The sequence below is a fragment of the Lysinibacillus sp. FSL W7-1291 genome (assembly GCF_038593415.1).
Lineage (GTDB): Bacteria > Bacillota > Bacilli > Bacillales_A > Planococcaceae > Lysinibacillus > Lysinibacillus fusiformis_D.
Genome location: NZ_CP151994.1, coordinates 4,067,368 through 4,089,112 on the forward strand (window position 1 = coordinate 4,067,368; position 21,745 = coordinate 4,089,112).

At 40.9% G+C, this 21,745-nt stretch carries 17 protein-coding genes, 8 tRNA genes and 2 rRNA genes; 1 reads left to right on the forward strand and 26 read right to left on the reverse strand.

The window, feature by feature from the left end:
* Window positions 1–96 precede the first annotated feature (96 nt).
* From NST76_RS19735 to acpS, 22 genes are all read right to left on the reverse strand, one after another.
* Window positions 97–3,024, reverse strand: a 23S ribosomal RNA gene (locus tag NST76_RS19735).
* Between the two features lie 182 nt (window positions 3,025–3,206).
* A 16S ribosomal RNA gene (locus NST76_RS19740) occupies window positions 3,207–4,758 on the reverse strand.
* Together the 16S and 23S rRNA genes with 8 tRNA genes alongside form the textbook arrangement of a ribosomal RNA operon.
* A 197-nt stretch (window positions 4,759–4,955) precedes the next feature.
* Window positions 4,956–5,029, reverse strand: a tRNA-Gly gene (locus NST76_RS19745).
* Window positions 5,030–5,047: 18 nt separating this feature from the next.
* Window positions 5,048–5,124: transfer RNA gene (locus tag NST76_RS19750), tRNA-Arg, on the reverse strand.
* A gap of 26 nt (window positions 5,125–5,150) precedes the next feature.
* Window positions 5,151–5,236, reverse strand: a tRNA-Leu gene (locus NST76_RS19755).
* Between the two features lie 66 nt (window positions 5,237–5,302).
* Window positions 5,303–5,375 (reverse strand) — tRNA-Lys (locus tag NST76_RS19760).
* Between the two features lie 15 nt (window positions 5,376–5,390).
* A tRNA-Gln gene (locus NST76_RS19765) sits at window positions 5,391–5,465 on the reverse strand.
* A gap of 5 nt (window positions 5,466–5,470) precedes the next feature.
* Window positions 5,471–5,546, reverse strand: a tRNA-Asp gene (locus NST76_RS19770).
* 31 nt (window positions 5,547–5,577) lie between these two features.
* Window positions 5,578–5,649 (reverse strand) — tRNA-Glu (locus NST76_RS19775).
* Between the two features lies 1 nt (window position 5,650).
* Window positions 5,651–5,727 (reverse strand) — tRNA-Asn (locus tag NST76_RS19780).
* 89 nt (window positions 5,728–5,816) lie between these two features.
* Window positions 5,817–6,275, reverse strand: coding sequence for a SprT family protein (locus NST76_RS19785; RefSeq protein ID WP_036119086.1), 459 nt, complete (start codon window positions 6,273–6,275; stop codon window positions 5,817–5,819).
* A 74-nt stretch (window positions 6,276–6,349) separates the two neighbouring features.
* Window positions 6,350–8,518: a Tex family protein gene (locus tag NST76_RS19790; RefSeq protein ID WP_089934475.1), complete on the reverse strand. Its 2,169-nt coding sequence runs from the start codon at window positions 8,516–8,518 to the stop codon at window positions 6,350–6,352.
* Window positions 8,519–8,655: 137 nt separating this feature from the next.
* The gene (sigB, locus tag NST76_RS19795; protein WP_036119097.1) at window positions 8,656–9,441 is read right to left on the reverse strand and encodes an RNA polymerase sigma factor SigB; all 786 of its coding nucleotides are present in this window, start codon (window positions 9,439–9,441) and stop codon (window positions 8,656–8,658) included.
* Window positions 9,419–9,889: an anti-sigma B factor RsbW gene (gene rsbW / locus NST76_RS19800; RefSeq protein WP_036119099.1), complete on the reverse strand. Its 471-nt coding sequence runs from the start codon at window positions 9,887–9,889 to the stop codon at window positions 9,419–9,421. Before rsbW ends, sigB begins: the two co-directional genes overlap by 23 nt.
* The gene (locus tag NST76_RS19805) at window positions 9,889–10,221 is read right to left on the reverse strand and encodes an STAS domain-containing protein (RefSeq protein WP_036119101.1); all 333 of its coding nucleotides are present in this window, start codon (window positions 10,219–10,221) and stop codon (window positions 9,889–9,891) included. The genes rsbW and NST76_RS19805 overlap by 1 nt, the downstream gene beginning before the upstream one ends.
* Window positions 10,222–10,284: 63 nt before the next feature.
* Entirely contained in the window at window positions 10,285–11,280 is a 996-nt protein-coding gene (locus tag NST76_RS19810) for a PP2C family protein-serine/threonine phosphatase (protein ID WP_271911108.1), read from the reverse strand.
* A gap of 12 nt (window positions 11,281–11,292) precedes the next feature.
* Complete coding sequence (locus NST76_RS19815; RefSeq protein WP_036119108.1) at window positions 11,293–11,694, reverse strand: anti-sigma regulatory factor; 402 nt, start codon at window positions 11,692–11,694, stop codon at window positions 11,293–11,295.
* 413 nt (window positions 11,695–12,107) lie between these two features.
* A complete protein-coding gene (locus NST76_RS19820) occupies window positions 12,108–12,458 on the reverse strand; it encodes a type II toxin-antitoxin system PemK/MazF family toxin (protein WP_004232054.1) in 351 nt (116 codons plus the stop codon).
* A 4-nt stretch (window positions 12,459–12,462) separates the two neighbouring features.
* Entirely contained in the window at window positions 12,463–12,726 is a 264-nt protein-coding gene (locus NST76_RS19825; protein ID WP_036119113.1) for a hypothetical protein, read from the reverse strand.
* 337 nt (window positions 12,727–13,063) lie between these two features.
* Window positions 13,064–14,185 (reverse strand): alanine racemase, encoded by a 1,122-nt coding sequence (gene alr, locus NST76_RS19830; protein WP_036119117.1) that lies wholly within the window; start codon window positions 14,183–14,185, stop codon window positions 13,064–13,066.
* Between the two features lie 213 nt (window positions 14,186–14,398).
* Window positions 14,399–15,457 (reverse strand): outer membrane lipoprotein carrier protein LolA, encoded by a 1,059-nt coding sequence (locus NST76_RS19835; RefSeq protein ID WP_036119122.1) that lies wholly within the window; start codon window positions 15,455–15,457, stop codon window positions 14,399–14,401.
* 124 nt (window positions 15,458–15,581) lie between these two features.
* Window positions 15,582–15,935 carry a holo-ACP synthase gene (gene acpS / locus NST76_RS19840; protein WP_036119125.1) on the reverse strand — a complete coding sequence of 118 codons (354 nt, stop codon included), beginning with the start codon at window positions 15,933–15,935 and terminating at the stop codon, window positions 15,582–15,584.
* Window positions 15,936–15,999: 64 nt separating this feature from the next.
* Here acpS and NST76_RS19845 point away from each other — a divergent pair, with 64 nt between their 5' ends.
* Window positions 16,000–16,623, forward strand: a complete 624-nt coding sequence (locus tag NST76_RS19845; protein ID WP_036119129.1) for a rhomboid family intramembrane serine protease — start codon at window positions 16,000–16,002, stop codon at window positions 16,621–16,623.
* Window positions 16,624–16,684: 61 nt separating this feature from the next.
* On the opposite strand, the gene NST76_RS19850 is transcribed toward NST76_RS19845, so the two are convergent.
* From NST76_RS19850 to NST76_RS19865, 4 genes are all read right to left on the reverse strand, one after another.
* Window positions 16,685–17,260: a GNAT family protein gene (locus NST76_RS19850; RefSeq protein ID WP_058844938.1), complete on the reverse strand. Its 576-nt coding sequence runs from the start codon at window positions 17,258–17,260 to the stop codon at window positions 16,685–16,687.
* A 580-nt stretch (window positions 17,261–17,840) separates the two neighbouring features.
* Entirely contained in the window at window positions 17,841–19,313 is a 1,473-nt protein-coding gene (locus NST76_RS19855; RefSeq protein ID WP_058844724.1) for a PH domain-containing protein, read from the reverse strand.
* Window positions 19,306–19,785 (reverse strand): PH domain-containing protein, encoded by a 480-nt coding sequence (locus tag NST76_RS19860; RefSeq protein ID WP_080717038.1) that lies wholly within the window; start codon window positions 19,783–19,785, stop codon window positions 19,306–19,308. Before NST76_RS19860 ends, NST76_RS19855 begins: the two co-directional genes overlap by 8 nt.
* A gap of 135 nt (window positions 19,786–19,920) precedes the next feature.
* On the reverse strand, window positions 19,921–21,453 hold the full coding sequence (locus NST76_RS19865; protein ID WP_249646076.1) for a DEAD/DEAH box helicase: 1,533 nt from the start codon (window positions 21,451–21,453) through the stop codon (window positions 19,921–19,923).
* Between the last annotated feature and the right edge of the window lie 292 nt (window positions 21,454–21,745).

Sequence of the window (21,745 nt, forward strand, 5' to 3'; positions counted from 1 at the left end):
ATTGCTTCCTCGAACTACTCGTATTTTGAAACCCTTCATAAAAGAAATTATTCTTTCAAAACTGGATAAACGGTTCATTGAATGGTTCAAACGTTTTTGGTTAAGTCCTCGATCGATTAGTATTCGTCAGCTCCATGTGTCACCACACTTCCACCTCGAACCTATCTACCTCATCGTCTTTGAGGGATCTTACTTACTTGCGTAATGGGAAATCTCATCTTGAGGGGGGCTTCATGCTTAGATGCTTTCAGCACTTATCCCGTCCACACATAGCTACCCAGCGATGCCTTTGGCAAGACAACTGGTACACCAGCGGTGTGTCCATCCCGGTCCTCTCGTACTAAGGACAGCTCCTCTCAAATTTCCTACGCCCACGACGGATAGGGACCGAACTGTCTCACGACGTTCTGAACCCAGCTCGCGTACCGCTTTAATGGGCGAACAGCCCAACCCTTGGGACCGACTACAGCCCCAGGATGCGATGAGCCGACATCGAGGTGCCAAACCTCCCCGTCGATGTGGACTCTTGGGGGAGATAAGCCTGTTATCCCCGGGGTAGCTTTTATCCGTTGAGCGATGGCCCTTCCATGCGGAACCACCGGATCACTAAGCCCGTCTTTCGACCCTGCTCGACTTGTAGGTCTCGCAGTCAAGCTCCCTTGTGCCTTTACACTCTACGAATGATTTCCAACCATTCTGAGGGAACCTTTGGGCGCCTCCGTTACCTTTTAGGAGGCGACCGCCCCAGTCAAACTGTCCGCCTGACACTGTCTCCTGCCCCGCTAAGGGGCATGGGTTAGAATTTCAATACAACCAGGGTAGTATCCCACCGACGCCTCCTTCGAAGCTGGCGCTCCGAGATCTCTGGCTCCTACCTATCCTGTACAAGTTGTACCAAAATTCAATATCAGGCTACAGTAAAGCTCCACGGGGTCTTTCCGTCCTGTCGCGGGTAACCTGCATCTTCACAGGTACTATAATTTCACCGAGTCTCTCGTTGAGACAGTGCCCAGATCGTTACGCCTTTCGTGCGGGTCGGAACTTACCCGACAAGGAATTTCGCTACCTTAGGACCGTTATAGTTACGGCCGCCGTTTACTGGGGCTTCAATTCGCAGCTTCGCTTGCGCTAACCACTCCTCTTAACCTTCCAGCACCGGGCAGGCGTCAGCCCCTATACGTCACCTTACGGTTTTGCAGAGACCTGTGTTTTTGCTAAACAGTCGCCTGGGCCTATTCACTGCGGCTCTCATGCGCTTGCACGCTCAAGAGCACCCCTTCTCCCGAAGTTACGGGGTCATTTTGCCGAGTTCCTTAACGAGAGTTCTCTCGCACACCTTAGGATTCTCTCCTCGACTACCTGTGTCGGTTTGCGGTACGGGCACCTCTCACCTCGATAGAGGCTTTTCTTGGCAGTGTGAAATCAGGAACTTCGTCCATACGGACTCGCCATCACAGCTCAACGTTACAGTGTGCGGATTTGCCTACACACACGCCTTACTGCTTGGACGCGCATAACCAACAGCGCGCTTACCCTATCCTACTGCGTCCCCCCATTTCTCAAACGGTGAGGAGGTGGTACAGGAATATCAACCTGTTGTCCATCGCCTACGCCTATCGGCCTCGGCTTAGGTCCCGACTAACCCTGAGCGGACGAGCCTTCCTCAGGAAACCTTAGTCATACGGTGGACGGGATTCTCACCCGTCTTTCGCTACTCATACCGGCATTCTCACTTCTAAGCGCTCCACCAGTCCTTCCGGTCTGACTTCAACGCACTTAGAACGCTCTCCTACCACTGACATCGTAGATGTCAATCCACAGCTTCGGTGAATCGTTTAGCCCCGATACATTTTCGGCGCAGCGTCACTCGACCAGTGAGCTATTACGCACTCTTTAAATGATGGCTGCTTCTAAGCCAACATCCTGGTTGTCTGTGCAACGCCACATCCTTTTCCACTTAACGATTACTTTGGGACCTTAGCTGGTGGTCTGGGCTGTTTCCCTTTTGACTACGGATCTTATCACTCGCAGTCTGACTCCCGTGTATAAATATCTGGCATTCGGAGTTTGTCTGAATTCGGTAAACCGGGATGGCCCCCTAGTCCAAACAGTGCTCTACCTCCAGTATTCTCATCACGAGGCTAGCCCTAAAGCTATTTCGGAGAGAACCAGCTATCTCCAAGTTCGATTGGAATTTCTCCGCTACCCACACCTCATCCCCGCACTTTTCAACGTGCGTGGGTTCGGGCCTCCAGTAAGTGTTACCTTACCTTCACCCTGGACATGGGTAGATCACCTGGTTTCGGGTCTACGACCACGTACTATTTCGCCCTATTCAGACTCGCTTTCGCTGCGGCTCCGCCTTCTAAAGCTTAACCTCGCACGTAATCGTAACTCGCCGGTTCATTCTACAAAAGGCACGCTATCACCCATTAACGGGCTCTAACTACTTGTAGGCACACGGTTTCAGGATCTCTTTCACTCCCCTTCCGGGGTGCTTTTCACCTTTCCCTCACGGTACTGGTTCACTATCGGTCACTAGGTAGTATTTAGCCTTGGGAGATGGTCCTCCCGGATTCCGACGGAATTTCACGTGTTCCGCCGTACTCAGGATCCACTCAGGAGAGAACGAACTTTCGACTACAGGGCTTTTACCTGCTCTGGCGGACCTTTCCAAGTCGCTTCATCTAACTCGCTCTTTTGTAACTCCGTATTGAGTGTCCTACAACCCCAAGAGGCAAGCCTCTTGGTTTGGGCTCTTCCCGTTTCGCTCGCCGCTACTCAGGGAATCGATTTTTCTTTCTCTTCCTCCAGGTACTTAGATGTTTCAGTTCCCTGGGTCTGCCTTCAAGACGCTATGTATTCACGTCAAGATACTACGCGATTAAACGTAGTGGGTTCCCCCATTCGGAAATCTCCGGATCAAAGCTCACTTACAGCTCCCCGAAGCATATCGGTGTTAGTGCCGTCCTTCTTCGGCTCCTAGTGCCAAGGCATTCGCCGTGCGCCCTTAATAACTTAACCAAGTTATTAAGCCTATAAAAAAACTTAAAAAATAAATGTGTTTGTTACAATTTCAATGTCGTTTTATCCAGTTTTCAAAGAACAAGTTTTGAAGCTTTTCATTCAAGAAGAATGAACCTTCAAAACTGAACGCAAAACGTAATCTTACAAACCCTAGGTTTGTATTCCGAAATAATCCTTAGAAAGGAGGTGATCCAGCCGCACCTTCCGATACGGCTACCTTGTTACGACTTCACCCCAATCATCTATCCCACCTTCGGCGGCTGGCTCCAAAAGGTTACCTCACCGACTTCGGGTGTTACAAACTCTCGTGGTGTGACGGGCGGTGTGTACAAGGCCCGGGAACGTATTCACCGCGGCATGCTGATCCGCGATTACTAGCGATTCCGGCTTCATGTAGGCGAGTTGCAGCCTACAATCCGAACTGAGAACGACTTTATCGGATTAGCTCCCTCTCGCGAGTTGGCAACCGTTTGTATCGTCCATTGTAGCACGTGTGTAGCCCAGGTCATAAGGGGCATGATGATTTGACGTCATCCCCACCTTCCTCCGGTTTGTCACCGGCAGTCACCTTAGAGTGCCCAACTAAATGATGGCAACTAAGATCAAGGGTTGCGCTCGTTGCGGGACTTAACCCAACATCTCACGACACGAGCTGACGACAACCATGCACCACCTGTCACCGTTGCCCCCGAAGGGGAAACTATATCTCTACAGTGGTCAACGGGATGTCAAGACCTGGTAAGGTTCTTCGCGTTGCTTCGAATTAAACCACATGCTCCACCGCTTGTGCGGGCCCCCGTCAATTCCTTTGAGTTTCAGTCTTGCGACCGTACTCCCCAGGCGGAGTGCTTAATGCGTTAGCTGCAGCACTAAGGGGCGGAAACCCCCTAACACTTAGCACTCATCGTTTACGGCGTGGACTACCAGGGTATCTAATCCTGTTTGCTCCCCACGCTTTCGCGCCTCAGTGTCAGTTACAGACCAGATAGTCGCCTTCGCCACTGGTGTTCCTCCAAATCTCTACGCATTTCACCGCTACACTTGGAATTCCACTATCCTCTTCTGCACTCAAGTCTCCCAGTTTCCAATGACCCTCCACGGTTGAGCCGTGGGCTTTCACATCAGACTTAAGAAACCACCTGCGCGCGCTTTACGCCCAATAATTCCGGACAACGCTTGCCACCTACGTATTACCGCGGCTGCTGGCACGTAGTTAGCCGTGGCTTTCTAATAAGGTACCGTCAAGGTACAGCCAGTTACTACTGTACTTGTTCTTCCCTTACAACAGAGTTTTACGAACCGAAATCCTTCTTCACTCACGCGGCGTTGCTCCATCAGGCTTTCGCCCATTGTGGAAGATTCCCTACTGCTGCCTCCCGTAGGAGTCTGGGCCGTGTCTCAGTCCCAGTGTGGCCGATCACCCTCTCAGGTCGGCTACGCATCGTCGCCTTGGTGAGCCGTTACCTCACCAACTAGCTAATGCGCCGCGGGCCCATCCTATAGCGACAGCCGAAACCGTCTTTTAGTGTTTCACCATGAGGTGAAACAGATTATTCGGTATTAGCCCCGGTTTCCCGGAGTTATCCCAAACTATAAGGTAGGTTGCCCACGTGTTACTCACCCGTCCGCCGCTAACGTCGAAGGAGCAAGCTCCTTCTCTGTTCGCTCGACTTGCATGTATTAGGCACGCCGCCAGCGTTCGTCCTGAGCCAGGATCAAACTCTCCATAAAAGAAATTTGAATAGCTCAAATTGTTTTGCTGGCATCAATTTTGATGTCCAAAATTTTGTTTCGTTCACTAACCAAAGCTAGTTACTGAAAACTTTATTGATTACGTTTTGCTTGTTCAGTTTTCAAGGTTCATATCATTGTCTCTTCGGACAACTTCTTTAGTCTATCAGACAACCGGAAAGTTGTCAACACTTTTTTGGAGCGGGTGATGAGAATCGAACTCACGACATCAGCTTGGAAGGCTGAGGTTTTACCATTAAACTACACCCGCATAATATGATTTATAAATTGGCGCGCCCGGCAGGAGTCGAACCCACAACCTTCTGATCCGTAGTCAGACGCTCTATCCAATTGAGCTACGGGCGCATATAAGAATATAAAATTAATTGACTTGGTGCGGCCGAGAGGACTTGAACCTCCACGGGGTTGCCCCCACTAGGCCCTCAACCTAGCGCGTCTGCCGTTCCGCCACGACCGCATTCAATCAGTAACTTTCTCATTATACTACAAGGATCTGAGAAGTCAATGTTTTTTCCTAAAAAGATGAGCCATGAAGGACTCGAACCTTCGACCCTCTGATTAAAAGTCAGATGCTCTACCAACTGAGCTAATGGCTCAAATTAAGAAATGAATGGCTGGGGTACTAGGATTCGAACCTAGGCATGACGGAATCAAAATCCGTTGCCTTACCGCTTGGCTATACCCCAAAAAGTGGCGGTCCCGACCGGGATCGAACCGGCGATCTCCTGCGTGACAGGCAGGCATGTTAACCGCTACACCACGGGACCAATAAATAGTATTAATTAAATTATGAAGAAATGACCCCTACGGGATTCGAACCCGTGTTACCGCCGTGAAAGGGCGGTGTCTTAACCACTTGACCAAGGGGCCATGGCTCCGAAGGCAGGACTCGAACCTGCGACAACCTGATTAACAGTCAGGTGCTACTACCAACTGAGCTACTTCGGAATACTATGTTTTGCTGTCGTCGTTATCTTGTCGACTTTTACTATTATAGGGACAACTCAACAAAACGTCAACTATTTTTTTATAATTTTTTATTCCACTAGTATTAGCCTACCCAAACACTTACTACAGCAATACTTCTCAACATTCATTTTTATTTTCCGTACATATAGTTGTTGGCAATTGACACAAGTATAAGTATGACGATGATGTCTTTTAGTTGTAGCTTTAGGGGGTTGTAAAACTGAGCAAAATCGAGGTGCATTTACTTTTCTTAATAGCTCTCGAAAATCTTTATCTCGATGTTGATACCCTTTACCTTCAATATGTAAATGATAATGACATAATTCATGGAGTACAATACCTTCAATCTCTCTATAGCCATATAACTCATAGGCTTTCGGGTTTATCTCAATATTATGAGATTGTAAAAGATATCGTCCACCAGTTGAACGTAATCTAGCATTAAAGTAAGCCTGATGCTGAAAAGGTTTTTGAAAGCTTTCCAAGGATAAGCTGTGAACAAGTTGTTGTAACTCCTCATTGTTCATATATTAATCACCTCTAACAACAAGAATACCACACTGTGTAGTATAGACAGTGTGGTAAATATTTATTACTTAAATTATAATGTTTGATTTTTAGGCGGAAGCATTGTTAAAGAAATACGCCCTTTATTGACATCTATTTGTTCTACCCATACTGTGACAATATCACCTAATGCAACAACTTCTAATGGATGTTTAATGCGTTTGTTTTGTAATTTAGATATATGCACCAACCCGTCTTGCTTTACGCCAATATCAACAAACGCTCCAAAGTCCACCACATTTCTCACTGTGCCTTGCAGTTCCATACCTACTTTTAAATCTTCCATTTTTAATACATCTGTTTTAAGCAAAGGCTGTGGGAAAGCATCACGTGGGTCACGACTTGGTTTCATTAAAGTATCCACAATATCTTGAATAGTCACAACACCTATGCCCAGCACGCTACTTAAATTTTGAATATCTAAAGCTGCAATAGCTTCTTCGGCTTTCGGCGTCCCTAGCTCTTTTTTATCAATTTGAGCTTCTGCTAATATTTGTTCAGCTAAATCATAGCTCTCTGGGTGAATACCTGTAGCATCGAACGGATTTTTTGCTTCAGGGACACGTAAGAAGCCGATAGCTTGTTCATACGTTTTAGCACCTAGCCTTGGAATCTTCTTTAATTGTGCACGTGTAGAAAATTGACCATTTTCTTCTCGCATCTTCACGATATTCTCTGCAACTGTTTTGGATAAACCAGAAACGTATTGTAAGAGTGAAGAAGAAGCCGTGTTTACATCAACCCCTACTTTGTTAACAGCAGTTTCTACTATAAAAGTTAGTGATTCATTTAATTTTTTTTGAGAAACATCATGCTGATACTGACCTACACCAACCGCTTTAGGTTCAATTTTCACTAACTCCGATAAAGGATCTTGTAAGCGGCGTGCAATGGACACAGCACTACGCTGCTCAACCTGTAAATCGGGAAATTCAGCCCGTGCAATATCTGATGCTGAATAAACAGATGCTCCCGCTTCGTTGACAATAACATACGCAACATCAGTAGTAAGTTCATTTAGTACATCTGCAATAAATTGTTCTGTTTCACGCGATGCTGTACCATTACCAATTGCAATTATGCTTATTGGATATTTTTCTAAAATTCCTTTCACAGTAGCTTTCGCTTTTGCTACATCTGGTTTAGGAGGATGTGGATAAATAGCTGTAACCTCTAACATTTTCCCCGTTTCATCTACAACTGCTAACTTACAACCTGTGCGGTAAGCTGGGTCAACCCCCAATACATATTTCCCTTTCATAGGTGGCTGCAGTAATAAATTACGTAAATTCTCAGAGAAAATATGAATTGCTTGTGTTTCAGCTTTCTCTGTCAATTCGTTTCGTAATTCTCTTTCAATCGAAGGCTGAATTAAACGTTTGTACGAATCTTCAATTGCCAGTTTTACTTCTGCAATTGCAGGAGATGAGCCAATTGCAGGTATCCATGCCTTCCACATAATCATCAAAACTCTGTCTACTGGCACTTGGATTGAAACCTTTAAAACTTCCTCTTTTTCTCCACGGTTGATCGCTAAGATGCGATGCGGAACGATGCGATTAACAGGTTCTTCATACTCGTAATACATTTCAAAAACATTTTTTTCATCGATCTCAGCATTTTTTACAGTCGTTACAAGGACTCCATCTTTCCATGAATAGGCGCGGATTTTTTCACGAATCGCAGCATCATCCGCAAAACGTTCTGCTAAAATATCTCGTGCGCCCATTAGTGCTTCTTCTGTATTGGCAACCTGTTCATTATCCACAAAACCAACCGCTAGCTGCTCTAATGCGTCATTACTAAACGCCAAGAGAAGTTCTGCAAGAGGTTCTAATCCTTTTTCTTTGGCAATCGTCGCCTTTGTACGTCTTTTTTGCTTGTAAGGTCTATATAAATCCTCTACCCGCTGTAAGACGGTTGCAGCAAGTATGGCTTTTTCTAATTCTGGTGTAAGTTTTTCTTGCTCTCGGATTAATCGAATAACCTCTTCTTTCCGTTGTTCAAGTTGCTGTATGTAGTGATAACGATCCTCCACAGCTTTAATTTGCACCTCGTCGAGAGAGCCCGTTGCTTCCTTTCGATAACGTGCAATAAATGGTACCGTATTTCCCTCTTCTAATAACTTAATAACAGCATCTACTTGCCCTGGTTTGACTACAACATCCTTTGCAATGAGCTGTAACATTTGCTTTTGTTCCACATCATCACTACCTTTTTCTTTTCATTTTACCATTACACCTTACTAAAAATGCAAAAAGATAGTCTACTCAGACGAATATGAGTAGACTATCTTCATCCATTTATAAGTGTTTAACACATAAAACACCCAAAGAAAGATTAGAGCGAAACACCGCCACTTGCTAGAATAGCCTCTTGTAATTTCTTTATTGCTTTCCTTTGTATTCGAGATACATGCATTTGAGAAATTCCTAATCGTTCTCCAGCTTCTTTTTGACTAAGTTGCTCTAAATATGTAAGCTGAATAATTTGTTTTTCCCTTTCATTTAACACAACAAGCGCCTCTGAAACAATCATGCGTTTATTAGTCATTTCATAACCATCGTCTTCCCTACCCAAAATATCAAATAAGGTGACTGTACTGCCATCTGAATCTGACTCTATCGAATGATCCATAGAAAGAGCCTGATAGCTACGGCTCATTTCCATCGCTTCCAATACCTCTTCCTCGGCTACTTCTAATCGCTCAGCAATATCTTGAATAGAAGGAGAACGCTGCAATTCAATCGTCAGCGCCTCCACTGTTGATTTGATTCTCGGTCCTAATTCTTTTATTCGTCTAGGCACATGAACATCCCATGTTTTATCACGTAAAAAACGCTTGATTTCTCCAACAATCGTTGGCACAGCAAATGCTTCAAAACTACGACCAACATTCGGATCAAAACGTCTGATTGCACCTAACAATCCCAGCATCCCTACTTGAACAATATCATCATAATAAGATTTACCATTCGAATATTTACGAGCTATTGACTCAACTAGATATCGATAATGAATCACTAATTTTGTTTGCGCTTCATCATCCTCCGTTGACTGGTACAATTCAATCCACTTTAGTATATCTTCCTTGGATGAAGATTTATGTAGTGATTCTTTCGACATTTTTTTCCACCTGCTCTCTAGCGACATACTTTGTCATGAAGACAGTTACGCCACCATCGTTATTGATCATCACCTCATCCATCAAAGTTTCCATTAAATAAAGTCCTAAGCCACCTTCTCTTAGCCCTGCAATACTTTCCTCAGGATGATACGGTCCAATCTTAGACTTGATCTCCTCGAAATTAAAGCTGTTGCCATAATCCGCAATCATCATTTCCATTTTATTGTCATACAAAGCACACCCGATGACAATTTCACCTTCTTCTTCATCCTTATAAGCATGGTGAACAACATTTGTCACAGCCTCACTTGCAGCAATTTTTAAATCTTCGATATCATCATAACTAAAGCCAATCCTACTAGCTAAGCCCGAGACAGTTAATCGAATGACACTGACAAATTGCGGTTTAGCAGGAACTCTAATTTCAATATAGTCAAATTCCTTCATTATTTTAATTCCACCTTTTTATCAGTTTCAATATCCATCAAATCACTTAGACCCGTAATTTCAAACAATCTTTGCAATCTATTCGATAAACCAACTAGCTTCACTTTGCCATTTTCACGTAATGCTCTTTTATAAAAGGCAACAAATATCCCAAGACCTGTACTGTCCATGTAATTTACTTTTGATAAATCAAGTTCAATTTCTAATCCGTCTGTAATCTTTACCGCTTCTAATTCCTCTCTTAAACCAGACGCGGTAAATGTATCGATTTCCCCTTCAACAAAACCAAATAATTTATGATCAATCTCTTTAAAATATATCGTTACGTCCATATAGCACACCTCCACCATATTTGTTAGACTATTGTCTATTCCCTATTTTATTAATAATTAAACCTATTTTTTTAAAATAACGACAGTAAAATCATCCGATAGTTTAAAATTCTGAGCTTTCTCTATTTCCTTATAAAGAAGTTGGCACAACTGCTGGGCTGTTAAATGTCTATTTTGTTTTATTAAAGTTGTAATAACCTCTCTAGAATTCAAGTCTTCCTGTGCTCTAAATTCAGTCACACCATCGGTCATCATAATAATTAAATCATTGTCCTCTAAAACAATGTCATGAAACGAATATTTTGTTTCAGGTAAAACACCGAGTAATAAGCCTTTAGCCTCCAAAGAATAGAATCGATCGTCCTTGGCAATATAGTGTAACGCTGGCTCATGACCTGCCGAGGCATAAGAAAAGATATTGTGTTGTACATCTAAGCATCCATAAAACATAGAAACAAACATACTGTCGTCCACACCTTTTTCAATTACCCTGTTAATGACTTCTAAAACATAGGAAGGATCTTTATATGCATATCCTAATGTTTCAAGCCCATATTTCACCATCGACATACATAACGCAGCAGGAACTCCCTTGCCGACAACATCTGTCACTGCCACACTTAAATATTCTTCACCATCATGAAAAAAATGTACATAATCACCATTCATTCTACGAATAGGAACTGAAATCATTCCTATATCAATACTTTCTAGCTGCGGCACATATGTTTTTAATAGCGTTTTTTGAATGTTTGTCGCAATTTTCATTTCCATCTCGTATTCAGCTTGCTTTTGAAGTAAGCTTTGATGCTCTCTATGTGCCATCCCATAATGAACCATCACTTCAATAAGAAAATCATAGGCTGGCTGTGATTCACTCATTTGATCAGGAAATATTTGTTCAACAGCATTTTTATGAATACTAACAACATCCTCTGGAGATATATTTTTTTGAATTAACTGACGCGTGAAATTTTGAGCAATATATAAATTTCTTTCAGTTTGGCTGACCATATAATCTGATAATATTTTTTTATACTGAGCTTCTAATTGTTTCAATTTCTTCACGTCCTAACGCAACCATTTTTCCGCCCTTATTGTTGTACCCACTCCCATGACAGATTGAATATCTAAACTGTCCATCAATCGTTTAACACCTGGTAAACCAGCTCCTAGCCCTCCTGAAGTAGAATAACCATCCTCCATTACTTTGCGAACATTTTGAATCCCAGGTCCTTTATCTGTTGCAATAACGACTATTTTCTTTTCATGATCTATCTCAACCCTTTCAATTTCAATCGTCCCTATATTCGCATATAAATATATATTTCGTGCTAATTCACTAATTGCTGTGGTTATACGAGCTTGATCAACAGTGCCAAATCCAAGTGCTCTTGCTTCATTACGCCCCAGTTGTCTTGCTGCCACAATATCCCACTCTGTAATAATTTCAACCGAAGACTTACATGTCACTGCTGTCCCTCCATTTCCTTACAGTGTTATACTCTTACACTATAGTTCGACCTGCTGGACTTAAATTAAACTTCATAACCTCTATTAATGGAATATTCTATGTAAATTTTCATATACCTTTTAAGAATTTTTTCAAAAATCTATTTTTATTAAAAATCTTGAATATATCTTAAAGCTTTTTGTACTATTTATCAATTACGCCTCAACGGAATTTAGCTCCGATTTATTGAAGCTGCTCGAAAAACTTTTCTTCAAAATTTGTGACTTCTGCCAGAGGTTTTATCTAACAAAATTGAACTTTTATGGAGAGTTGGCCAGCTGAATCAAGATAAATAGTAAATTCAAATTATCGATAGAGAACAAAAAAAGCACCGAGATTTTATTATCTCGATGCTTCTATACACATATGTATATCAAAATTTAACTAGACCTAAACTAATCATCAACGCTCCATCAACTTTTTCCATCACAGCATGATCAAGTTGCGTAATACGATCCGTCAATCTTGACTTATCAATTGTCCGCACCTGTTCTAGCAAAATAACCGAATCACGTTCAAAACCATACTTTTCAGCATTGATTTCAACGTGTGTCGGTAACTTTGCCTTTTGAATCTGTGCAGTGATAGCTGCGATGATGACAGTCGGACTAAATCGATTGCCAATATCATTTTGAATAATCAGCACCGGTCTAGTGCCTCCTTGTTCAGAACCTATTACCGGTGATAAGTCTGCAAAAAAAACGTCACCACGTTTTACATTCAAAGTGTCATCCCCCGCTAACGAGACGCTCCACCATATGCTGTGCTTCATATTCTGCATGCAAGCATTCACTTGCAATCATTAAATTAATATGAGACATTTCAACATATCCTTTAATCATAGCTTCCCGTATTTGATTTGGTTGCTCCTGCATTAAATTTTTGCGCGCCAAAGTACGCACAAAAGATTCACCTTCAATTACTTCCTTTGTTTGTAGAAATAGTCTGTCTTGAACAGCAATTGTAGCTTCTCTTAACTTTTTCTCGTACACAGCAAGCACCTCCAACGGAACCATACACTTTTTCATTACTTCTCATTCTATCATTGAAAGATATTGTTGAAAAGACATGAAATGACAAAATATCTGACAATTTGAAGTACAAATTGTAAAAATATGTTGGTTGTCGAAGGTATATGCTGAATAATTATTATTGCAATGTTCTTCCAAATATGAGTTACTTTATGTTTGGAAAAGAAATAAGTTCTCCAGTGCTAATTTATTTACCAAATTCAACTTTTACATTGAAATGTTGTTCATTACACATTACAGTGAATGCTATTGAGAGAATGTGTACTGTGTATCAGTAACTAATTCTAATGAAGGTTCATTAAAAGTATATTCTAGGAACTCTTGCTGTTATAATGCATGGTATTTCATAATTAATTGTTTCAAGCTTTGTAGCCCACTCATCGATGGAAATCACATGCTGTCCTTGTTGACCAATGAGTGTTACCTTCTCACCTATAGCATATGCTTTTGGTAGCGCAACCATACATTGGTCCATACAAATTCGTCCAACAATCGGCACTTTCTGTCCATCAACCAATACTTCTTGTCCACCTAACTTACGAATTACGCCATCTGCATAGCCAATCGGAATAGTTCCTATCCACGTCTCCGTCTGAGCAGTAAACGTAGCGCCATAGCCAACTGATTCACCTGCTTTGATTTGCTTCACATGAACAAGTTCACTCTCAAGCGAGAAGGCAGGCTTTAGTGGGAATGGTAAAATGCTTTCCACATAGGGAGAAGGAGATAATCCATACAGCGATATCCCATATCGAACAGCATCATACTGTAGGTGTGAATTTTTCACTAATGAAGCTGCCGTATTAGATGCATGAACAAGTCGCGGCTTTAAAGGCATGACTGATAAACACTTCTCAAAAAACTGCACTTGCTGATTAAAATGTGTCGAATTTTCTTCATCCGCTGTCGCAAAGTGAGTGAATATGCCATCTAGCTCCACATTAGCTGTAGACTGTATGGTTTCGTATAGTTCTACTAGCTCTTGCTCTGAGCGAATGCCTAGTCTCCCCATTCCACTATCTACTTTTATATGTAGACGCAAAGGAAGTTCTTCATTCACTAAAAGAGGAGCTGCTTGTTGAATCCAATCACTAGCAAATGCTGTAAGAATAATACGCTGTTGTGCTGCATAAGGAGCAAAGGAAACAGGAGATGCACCTAATATTAGTATGTCTGGTTCTTCAAAATGTGCTCGTATATGTAATGCTTCGTCGGGCGTTGCCACTGCAAGTATTGTGGCACCAGCCTCAAGTGCCGCCCGTGCAACGGCTACATCTCCATGGCCGTACGCATTTGCCTTTACTACAGCAATAATTTGAACATTAGGTTGTAAAAATTCTTTTAAATTTTTAACGTTCTGTTGGATTGCTTGCAAGTCTATCATTGCTTTGGTTGGTCGAAAATACTGCTGTGTCTTCATAAGAATACCCTCTTTATTTTTAATTAAAACACTATGTATGACATACATTTGTTCTAGTACGTCTATTTAGCTTGTCCACACAATGTTATTGTTCCATTCTCCAGAACTCTCACTTTAAAGGAAATAACTTAACATTTTCTAAACAGTGAGATCTTATTTCATATTGTCAATAAGCTACAGCTTTCATATTTCTGAAAGCTGTAGCTAGCAAAGTTACTTCATACTACTTATCGTCATAGATGTAGCAACTTCAATCATCTCTTCTCGCGTCAACTTGCTTGAAGCTACAAAGAATTCAACACCATCTTTTTCCCAACTAATCGATGTATCTGTAATAGCTCCTATTGTATAGCCTAAGTCAACTGGATCACCAGGTGACGATACTGGTAACATTGAATTTTCCTTTGTTACTGGTTGCTGCATAACTGTAAATGCCTTTTCACCATCGAAAGTTAGGATAACACGTTCCATACCATTTTCTTGCACAACTTTTTCATTCGCTAATTGTGCCCAATTTAGAACAGGATAATGTGTTTGGAATTCTTGATATTCAACTTCTGCACCAACTGCTTCTTTTTCATCTTTTCCTTCTTGCCCCTCTTTGTCAGCAGGTGTAGCTTGTTCACCTTTCGTGCTATCTTTATCAGTGAATTGTTCAACAGCATACTCTTTTGCAGCATGTTGCACACCTAATTTTATTTTCTTAAAGGTGATACGAATTTGCTCTTCCTTCACATCATTCATAATCGCTACAGAGGTTGGCAATAAAGTTTTCTTATCTACCGTAATGACTTGATGAGGCATACTATTTTTATAGCTATTTCTAGTAGCCGCTTCAAATATATATGCTTTTTCTTCTTCTTTCATGACAAGATTTTTATCTTCTGCTAAATCTTCTGCTAGCGCTCCAATTAAGTAAGCCTGACTATTTTTCTTTGGCCAGTCACTTTGGAATTTATACATTTTGTTTAATGTCGGTGTTACTACAAAAACGCCATCAGCATTACGCACAATCATTTGAGAAACATCTTTCCCACTTTCGACTACTTCTACTCGATAGAAATCAGGTTTTGTATGCCATACTGTCACATCATAATTTCTTGGCTCACCACCAGATTTAATCTCCATCGATGCATTTAACTCATAACCATTTGTTTCTGCCCATTTACCATTCACTTTCTTCAACACTTTTTCCTGTGAGGCTGCACCACATGCCGACAGAAGTAATATCGTACAAAGTAAGACGAGCCATTTAACTATACGGTTGCCCACGCTTTCACCCTTTCTTCTTTCAAATCCACTACGACAATATATGAACCGTATTTGTCAGTTATGTCATTTGAAGAAAGGGCAATATATTTAAATTTATAAGCCAACCTTTTAGACAAGTTAAGTACTATTCTAATAAGATTACTTGAGCAGCCGCATATTGTTTAGAATGCGTAATACTAACAAATCCATTGACAAGCTCTTCCTTAAAATATAAGACGGGATTGCCAGCCTCTCCTCTTAATATCTCCATATCATGAAGCTTACATTGTTCCCCAAGGCCTGTTCCTAGCGCTTTCGAAAATGCTTCTTTAGCAGCAAATCGCCCTGCCAAAAATTCTATTTTACGAGTTTCTGAATGACCGTCAAATAATTTTTTTTCCTTAACTGTTAAAATGCGATCTTTAAATTTATCTGTACGTTTCATGGCTTTTTCAATACGATCTATTTCTACAATATCAAGACCAATTCCCTTAATCATGTGACCTTCTCCTTTACCTATTTCCAACAAGGCATGTATAATAATTGTAAATTGAGGTGGAGCCATGTTTAGTAGAACAGAAAATTTTAAGCAATATACAAAGTATTACCCTATTGTTTCAACTTTAATAGCAATTAACTTAACGCTTTATGTATTGTCTCTTATACCCGGCGTCGGAACACTCTTGTGGAATTACGGAATCCAAGCAAATTTCCTGATTCAAAATGGTGAATGGTGGCGTGTCTTTTCCGCAATGTTTTTACATGCAGGATTTATGCATATGTTTTTTAATATGTTTTCCTTATATCTCTTTGGTCCAGAGCTTGAAAAAATCGCAGGTAAAGCACGCTTCATCACAATTTATTTGGTTTCAGGTATTGTTGGCAACATGGCAACCTATATCTTCTATGATAGTAGTTATGCGAGTCTTGGTGCAAGTGGGGCTATTTTTGGAATTTTTGGTGCTTTTGGGGCATTAGTTTACTATACACGTCGTACAATGCCAATGCTTCGTAAGCTCATCTTACCAATCATCATCATAAGTGTCATCATGACATTTCTTCAACCAAATGTGAATGTTTATGCACATTTAGGCGGTTTAGTAACAGGTTTCATTCTTGGACTTGTCTATTTACACCCAAAAAGAATTTTAAGCTGGCGTAAACAAAAGATGTCGGGTAGACCATAAAACTTAAAAGAGGAGCAGCTCAATCATGGAGTTGCTCCTTTTTCATTAGAACGAATACATGCTATAAAATCACAGTGGCCTCATTTGCCATCTTAACCTTTTTCCATTCAGCGGCGGTTAAGCCATAAACAACTTGGTCAACATGATGATCATAAAGCCACTCTGCATCCCTTAAACGCCCTTCTTCATGGAAGCCCAATACTTTGGGAATTGTACGACTGCGAATATTCCCTACCGCTACACGTACTTCAATACGATTTAACATTAAATAATTAAAAGCATAATCAATCAATGCTTTCATTGAATTTGTTACGAGCCCCTTCCCCACAAACTCATTTCCTAGCCAGTAGCCAATGCTTGTCCATTTATGCTGCCAGTTGATTTGATGATAGCCAATTACGCCTGCAAGCTCTCCATCATAGTAAATCCCTGCTTGTATACCATTATGATCAACATATTGTTGCATAGCCTTTTTGACGAATTGCTCTGTATCTTCTACAGTTTTAACACTATCTACAAATGGCAGCCATTCACGTAATGTATCCCTTGAACGGTCAGTTAAAGCAAATAATTCATCTACATCACTCAAGTCTAATAGCTTTAAATAAGCGCTTTCATTAATATCATATTTAAACAAAGTCCCCCACCCCTTTTGTTCTATTTATTTTATTATAAACAGCATTCACATATATTTATAGTTAAAAAAGCTAATCCTTCCATAAAATTGAAAGGATTAGCTTCATGTTGTTGAAAAAAGGTGATATCAATGGCAGAAACAGCCATTTCGAAAGGCTAGGAGTTAATTTCCGTTCCGTTAGCGTTCTTTCCAGGGAGCGTCCGATGAGCCGTAGTAAATAAAATAGCTCATTATTTGTATGATTGGAGAAAGGATGGCCTCTTATGTTCGATGTGGAGAAGTAATGAGTGGCAACACCCCTCCATAAAGAGGAATGAATACTTCACTTTATTAGAAAACCTTTCTAAAAAGGTACCATTTTCATGGATTGGAGTGGAAGGCTACTTGACTCCCGTGGGATAGCGAGACAGGCGAGCCCCTGCACGGAGGAAGCGGCTCGGCGCTCGCCCACAGGAAAGCAAGTAGCCTGCAAAAGTAATCCATTTTCACCTTTCGAAAAAATTCTATATAAATGTTTTTGTTTTTCAACACTATGAAGCTAATCCTCCCATAAAATTGAAAGGATTAGCTTTTTAGTTCATTAATGTTCATACCAAGTTAAGATTGTTTCTGCATCCTGTTGCTCTATGCTTGATACACTTCCCGTTGTACCAGTTGCTCCAGACATGACTGTTGCTTTTATAGACATAACATTTTTTCTTTTTTGAAAGTAAGATTGTGTACTTTGAATAGATTGAATTCGCTTTTTCTCCACAATCAATGTAATACGACTAAATACTCGATACTGCATGGCCAGTTGCTTTCCATCAATTTGATAGCCTGCTGTTTTATGCTGCCATATTCCGATTAGGATTGTTAACGGAATTAACAGTAATGACAACAGTCCATACGGATAAAAGTAATAACTACATGCACCCATAATTGGAATTAGCCAAATAAAATCTATTCGATAGAAGAATGGTCTTGCTCTTTTTGGTGATCGAATAAACGAAGGATGCCAATTCATATCTGGGAAAAGCTGCTCTAATGTGTGCAAACAATCCTGCTTCTTAATGAGTGGAAACAAAGTAATCTTTTTATCATTCCCATCTTCACCGTTGCCTCCAGCGCTTTCAACGACCACCGTTGCAAAGCCAGTTAATTGACGCAAAGGGTTTTCAACAATACGAATGGCTTGAATTCGATTCAGCGGTAAAGTAATACGCTTTTTCTCTAAAAGTCCCTTGGTGATAATCAATTTTTCTTCTTCAATTCGGACTGTATAATCATAGTAATTAATCAGTGTGATGACAACTGATACAACCCAAGCTACAATTAAAACGAACATCGCTGTTAGAGCGACTAAAAATGCCCCGACTTTCACAAAATCAGCTAGTTCGTGAAATACTGTTTCATAAGGAATAATATCGGAAAACTGTGAAGCAATTGCTGCAAGACCTGATAGTACGACACCGATTCCACCAGATGTTGTTGCTAAAACGAGTAAATCACGTATGGACATATGGTAAATCGTTGGAATTAAGGCCGCTTCCTCTATCACTTGGATTTCTTCCTGATCTTGTTGTTGATCTACCCCATTTTTAGCCCGACGCATTTCTAATTCAATAACATCTGCTGCCGCTTTACGGATTGCTGTCAGTTCGACCTCAGGCTTACCTCCCTTACTACCTGCTGTTTCAACCTGAACTTTCACTAAACCAAAGATGCGATGAAAAATCCCCTCGTTATAATTTAAGCTTTGTATACGTTCAAAAGGAATATAACGCTTCTTTTTAACAAACAATCCATACTTTATGCGTAACTCCCCGTCTTCAAACCAATAAACAAATGTCCGCCATTTTATAATGCCCCCAATAAGTGCAAGAAGTGCCGCACCTCCCCAGACACCAAAAAGTAAAATGGTATCAAAAAAATGATCGCTATGAAAATTCAAAGAAAAATTAAAGCCGTTTCCTATGATAATAATGGCAATTGGTAATATCATACTTTTTAATGCTTTAACGCTCGTAATAACTGCAGATACTGGATGTAAACGATTAATTTCTTTAGACATCATCTTCCGCCACCCTTGCTAAATCAGAGATGCGAGCACGAAGTATATCTGCTTCGTCCATAACAAGCGCAGGAATCGTATGTACAGTTGCTGCTGTTGAAATTGAAATATTACCTAAGTCGTATTTTTTCAAAATCGGTCCTTGTGTTGTATCAACATGTTGAACACGTACCATTGGTATTAATGTACGTTTCACAACAAATAAACCATGTTGTACTTCGATTTCATGCTCACGAACCTCATAACGCCATCGTTCCCATCTTATTTTCGGGAATACAAAAATGGATAGTATTGCACTTAGAACTACAACTCCCCCAGCTATGAAGTAAATAAATGACGGCCATTCAAAATAATATGTACCATAGCTTACTAGCCCTGCTACAATGAATAACACCAATGTTTGTATGACTCCATATAAACGCCACACAGTTAACCCTTTTCGGGAAATTTGATGAATCGGCTGTGCTCTCAATATCGTTCCCCCCTCTTTCTTCATTAGGTGTATACGGATTTACTCACCTTTTTGTTTCAACTATAGCTGAAAAAAAACCTTACAGCCACTATGACTGTAAGGTTTTTCATAAAGAATTAGTGTATTCGGTTAAAATTAACCTTCGTGACGTCGTGGAGAGCGAGAACGACCTTGTCCACCTTCTCGACGACCTCCCTCACGGCGTCCGCCTTCTCGGCGGCTACTGCTACTACTGCTATTGCGACGATCTCCACTGCGAGCGCCGTCACGACGTCCGCCACCAAAGCTACGGTTACCTCGGCCACGATCACCGCCACTACGGTTACTGCTAGAACGCTCACGTCGCATTGGTAATGGACGCTCTTCTGTGATTGTTACTGGTGTATCGTCTGGCTCTCTCGTTAATGAACGTAGAGCAGCTGCAACAACGTCAATTGCTTCATGATTATCTAGTACTTCCGCTGCAAGTGTGCGGTAATCACCTAAATTGTTATTAGCAATAAGATTTTCCAGTGTTTCCACAGCTAAACGTTGTTGACCCTCTAATGCTTCATCAGTTGTTGGTGGGCGAAGAGGTGTCATACGTTTTTTCGTTGTTTCTTCCACAATACGTAAGTAACCCATTTCACGAGGTGTTACAAATGTTATGGCAAGACCTGATTTACCCGCACGACCTGTACGTCCAATACGGTGAACATAAGATTCAGGATCTTGAGGAATATCAAAGTTATAAACGTGTGTTACACCAGAAATATCAAGTCCACGAGCGGCAACGTCCGTCGCAACAAGGATATCGATTTTATTTTCTTTAAACTGGCGTAATACGGAGATACGCTTCGCCTGGCTTAAATCACCATGAATACCCTCAGCTAAATAGCCACGAATAGATAGGGCCTGTGCAAGCTCATCTACACGACGTTTTGTACGACCAAAAATAATAGCAAGCTCTGGTTGGTGAACGTTTAATAAACGAGATAAAACATCAAATTTTTCACGTTCAGCAGACTTAACAAAATATTGATCGATATTATCAACTGTTAATTCTTTTGCTTTAATTTTCACAATTTCTGGATCACGCATAAATGTTTCTGCAATTTTACGGATTGCTGGTGGCATTGTTGCTGAGAACAGTAATGTTTGACGTTCAGAAGGCACGTTTTCTAAGATTGAATTAATATCATCGATAAAGCCCATGTTTAACATTTCATCTGCTTCATCCAATACTAATGTTTGAACATCTTCTAATTTTAACGTACGACGATTAATATGATCAATAATACGTCCTGGTGTACCAACAATGATTTGAGGTCTATTTTTCAGTGCACGAATTTGACGGCCAATTTCTTGACCTCCGTATACTGATAATAATTTTACGCGCTTGTCATAGCCAATTTTATATAGCTCTTCTGAAACTTGAATCGCTAACTCACGAGTTGGAGCAATAACTAACGCCTGAATATTAGGGTTTTTTGGATCAATTTTCTCAATTAGTGGAATCCCGAAAGCGGCAGTTTTACCAGTACCTGTTTGTGCTTGACCTAATACATCACGGCCTTCAATCGCAAAACGAATAGTACCTTCTTGGATTGGTGTTGCTTCTTCAAATCCCATACGCTTTACTGAGCGTAATGTAGATTCGCTAATATTTAATTCTGAAAAATTTGTCAAACTTCTCAATCTCCTTTTTTTCCTTTTAAGTTGACAAATGGTTACATTTTCAGATGAAGTTGTCGGCAAATTCGAGCCTGTGTAGTGGAACGTTTCCGTTACTTAAAAATTTTCTCTACATGATAGTCCATATAGAGCTCTCTTATATGAAAAGGAAAGCCCGGTCTTTACCGAGCGGTTCGATTCTGTCGTAATTATTCACTTTAGAATAAAACCGTTGTGTTCAAAAAAAAGTACCCTTCAACCAAATATGAAGAGTCTTCGCACAAAATGTATCCATTGCTTACACTAG

Bases quoted from the DNA above. Each gene is read 5' to 3' on its own strand.
- NST76_RS19845 (WP_036119129.1), top strand. From the start codon at position 16,000: ATGTTTAGTAGAACAGAAAATTTTAAGCAATATACAAAGTATTACCCT.
- rsbW (WP_036119099.1), bottom strand. From the start codon at position 9,889: ATGAAGGAATTTGACTATATTGAAATTAGAGTTCCTGCTAAACCGCAA.
- acpS (WP_036119125.1), bottom strand. From the start codon at position 15,935: ATGATTAAGGGAATTGGTCTTGATATTGTAGAAATAGATCGTATTGAA.
- alr (WP_036119117.1), bottom strand. From the start codon at position 14,185: ATGAAGACACAGCAGTATTTTCGACCAACCAAAGCAATGATAGACTTG.
- NST76_RS19785 (WP_036119086.1), bottom strand. From the start codon at position 6,275: ATGAACAATGAGGAGTTACAACAACTTGTTCACAGCTTATCCTTGGAA.
- NST76_RS19855 (WP_058844724.1), bottom strand. From the start codon at position 19,313: ATGTCTAAAGAAATTAATCGTTTACATCCAGTATCTGCAGTTATTACG.
- sigB (WP_036119097.1), bottom strand. From the start codon at position 9,441: ATGTCGAAAGAATCACTACATAAATCTTCATCCAAGGAAGATATACTA.
- NST76_RS19805 (WP_036119101.1), bottom strand. From the start codon at position 10,221: ATGGACGTAACGATATATTTTAAAGAGATTGATCATAAATTATTTGGT.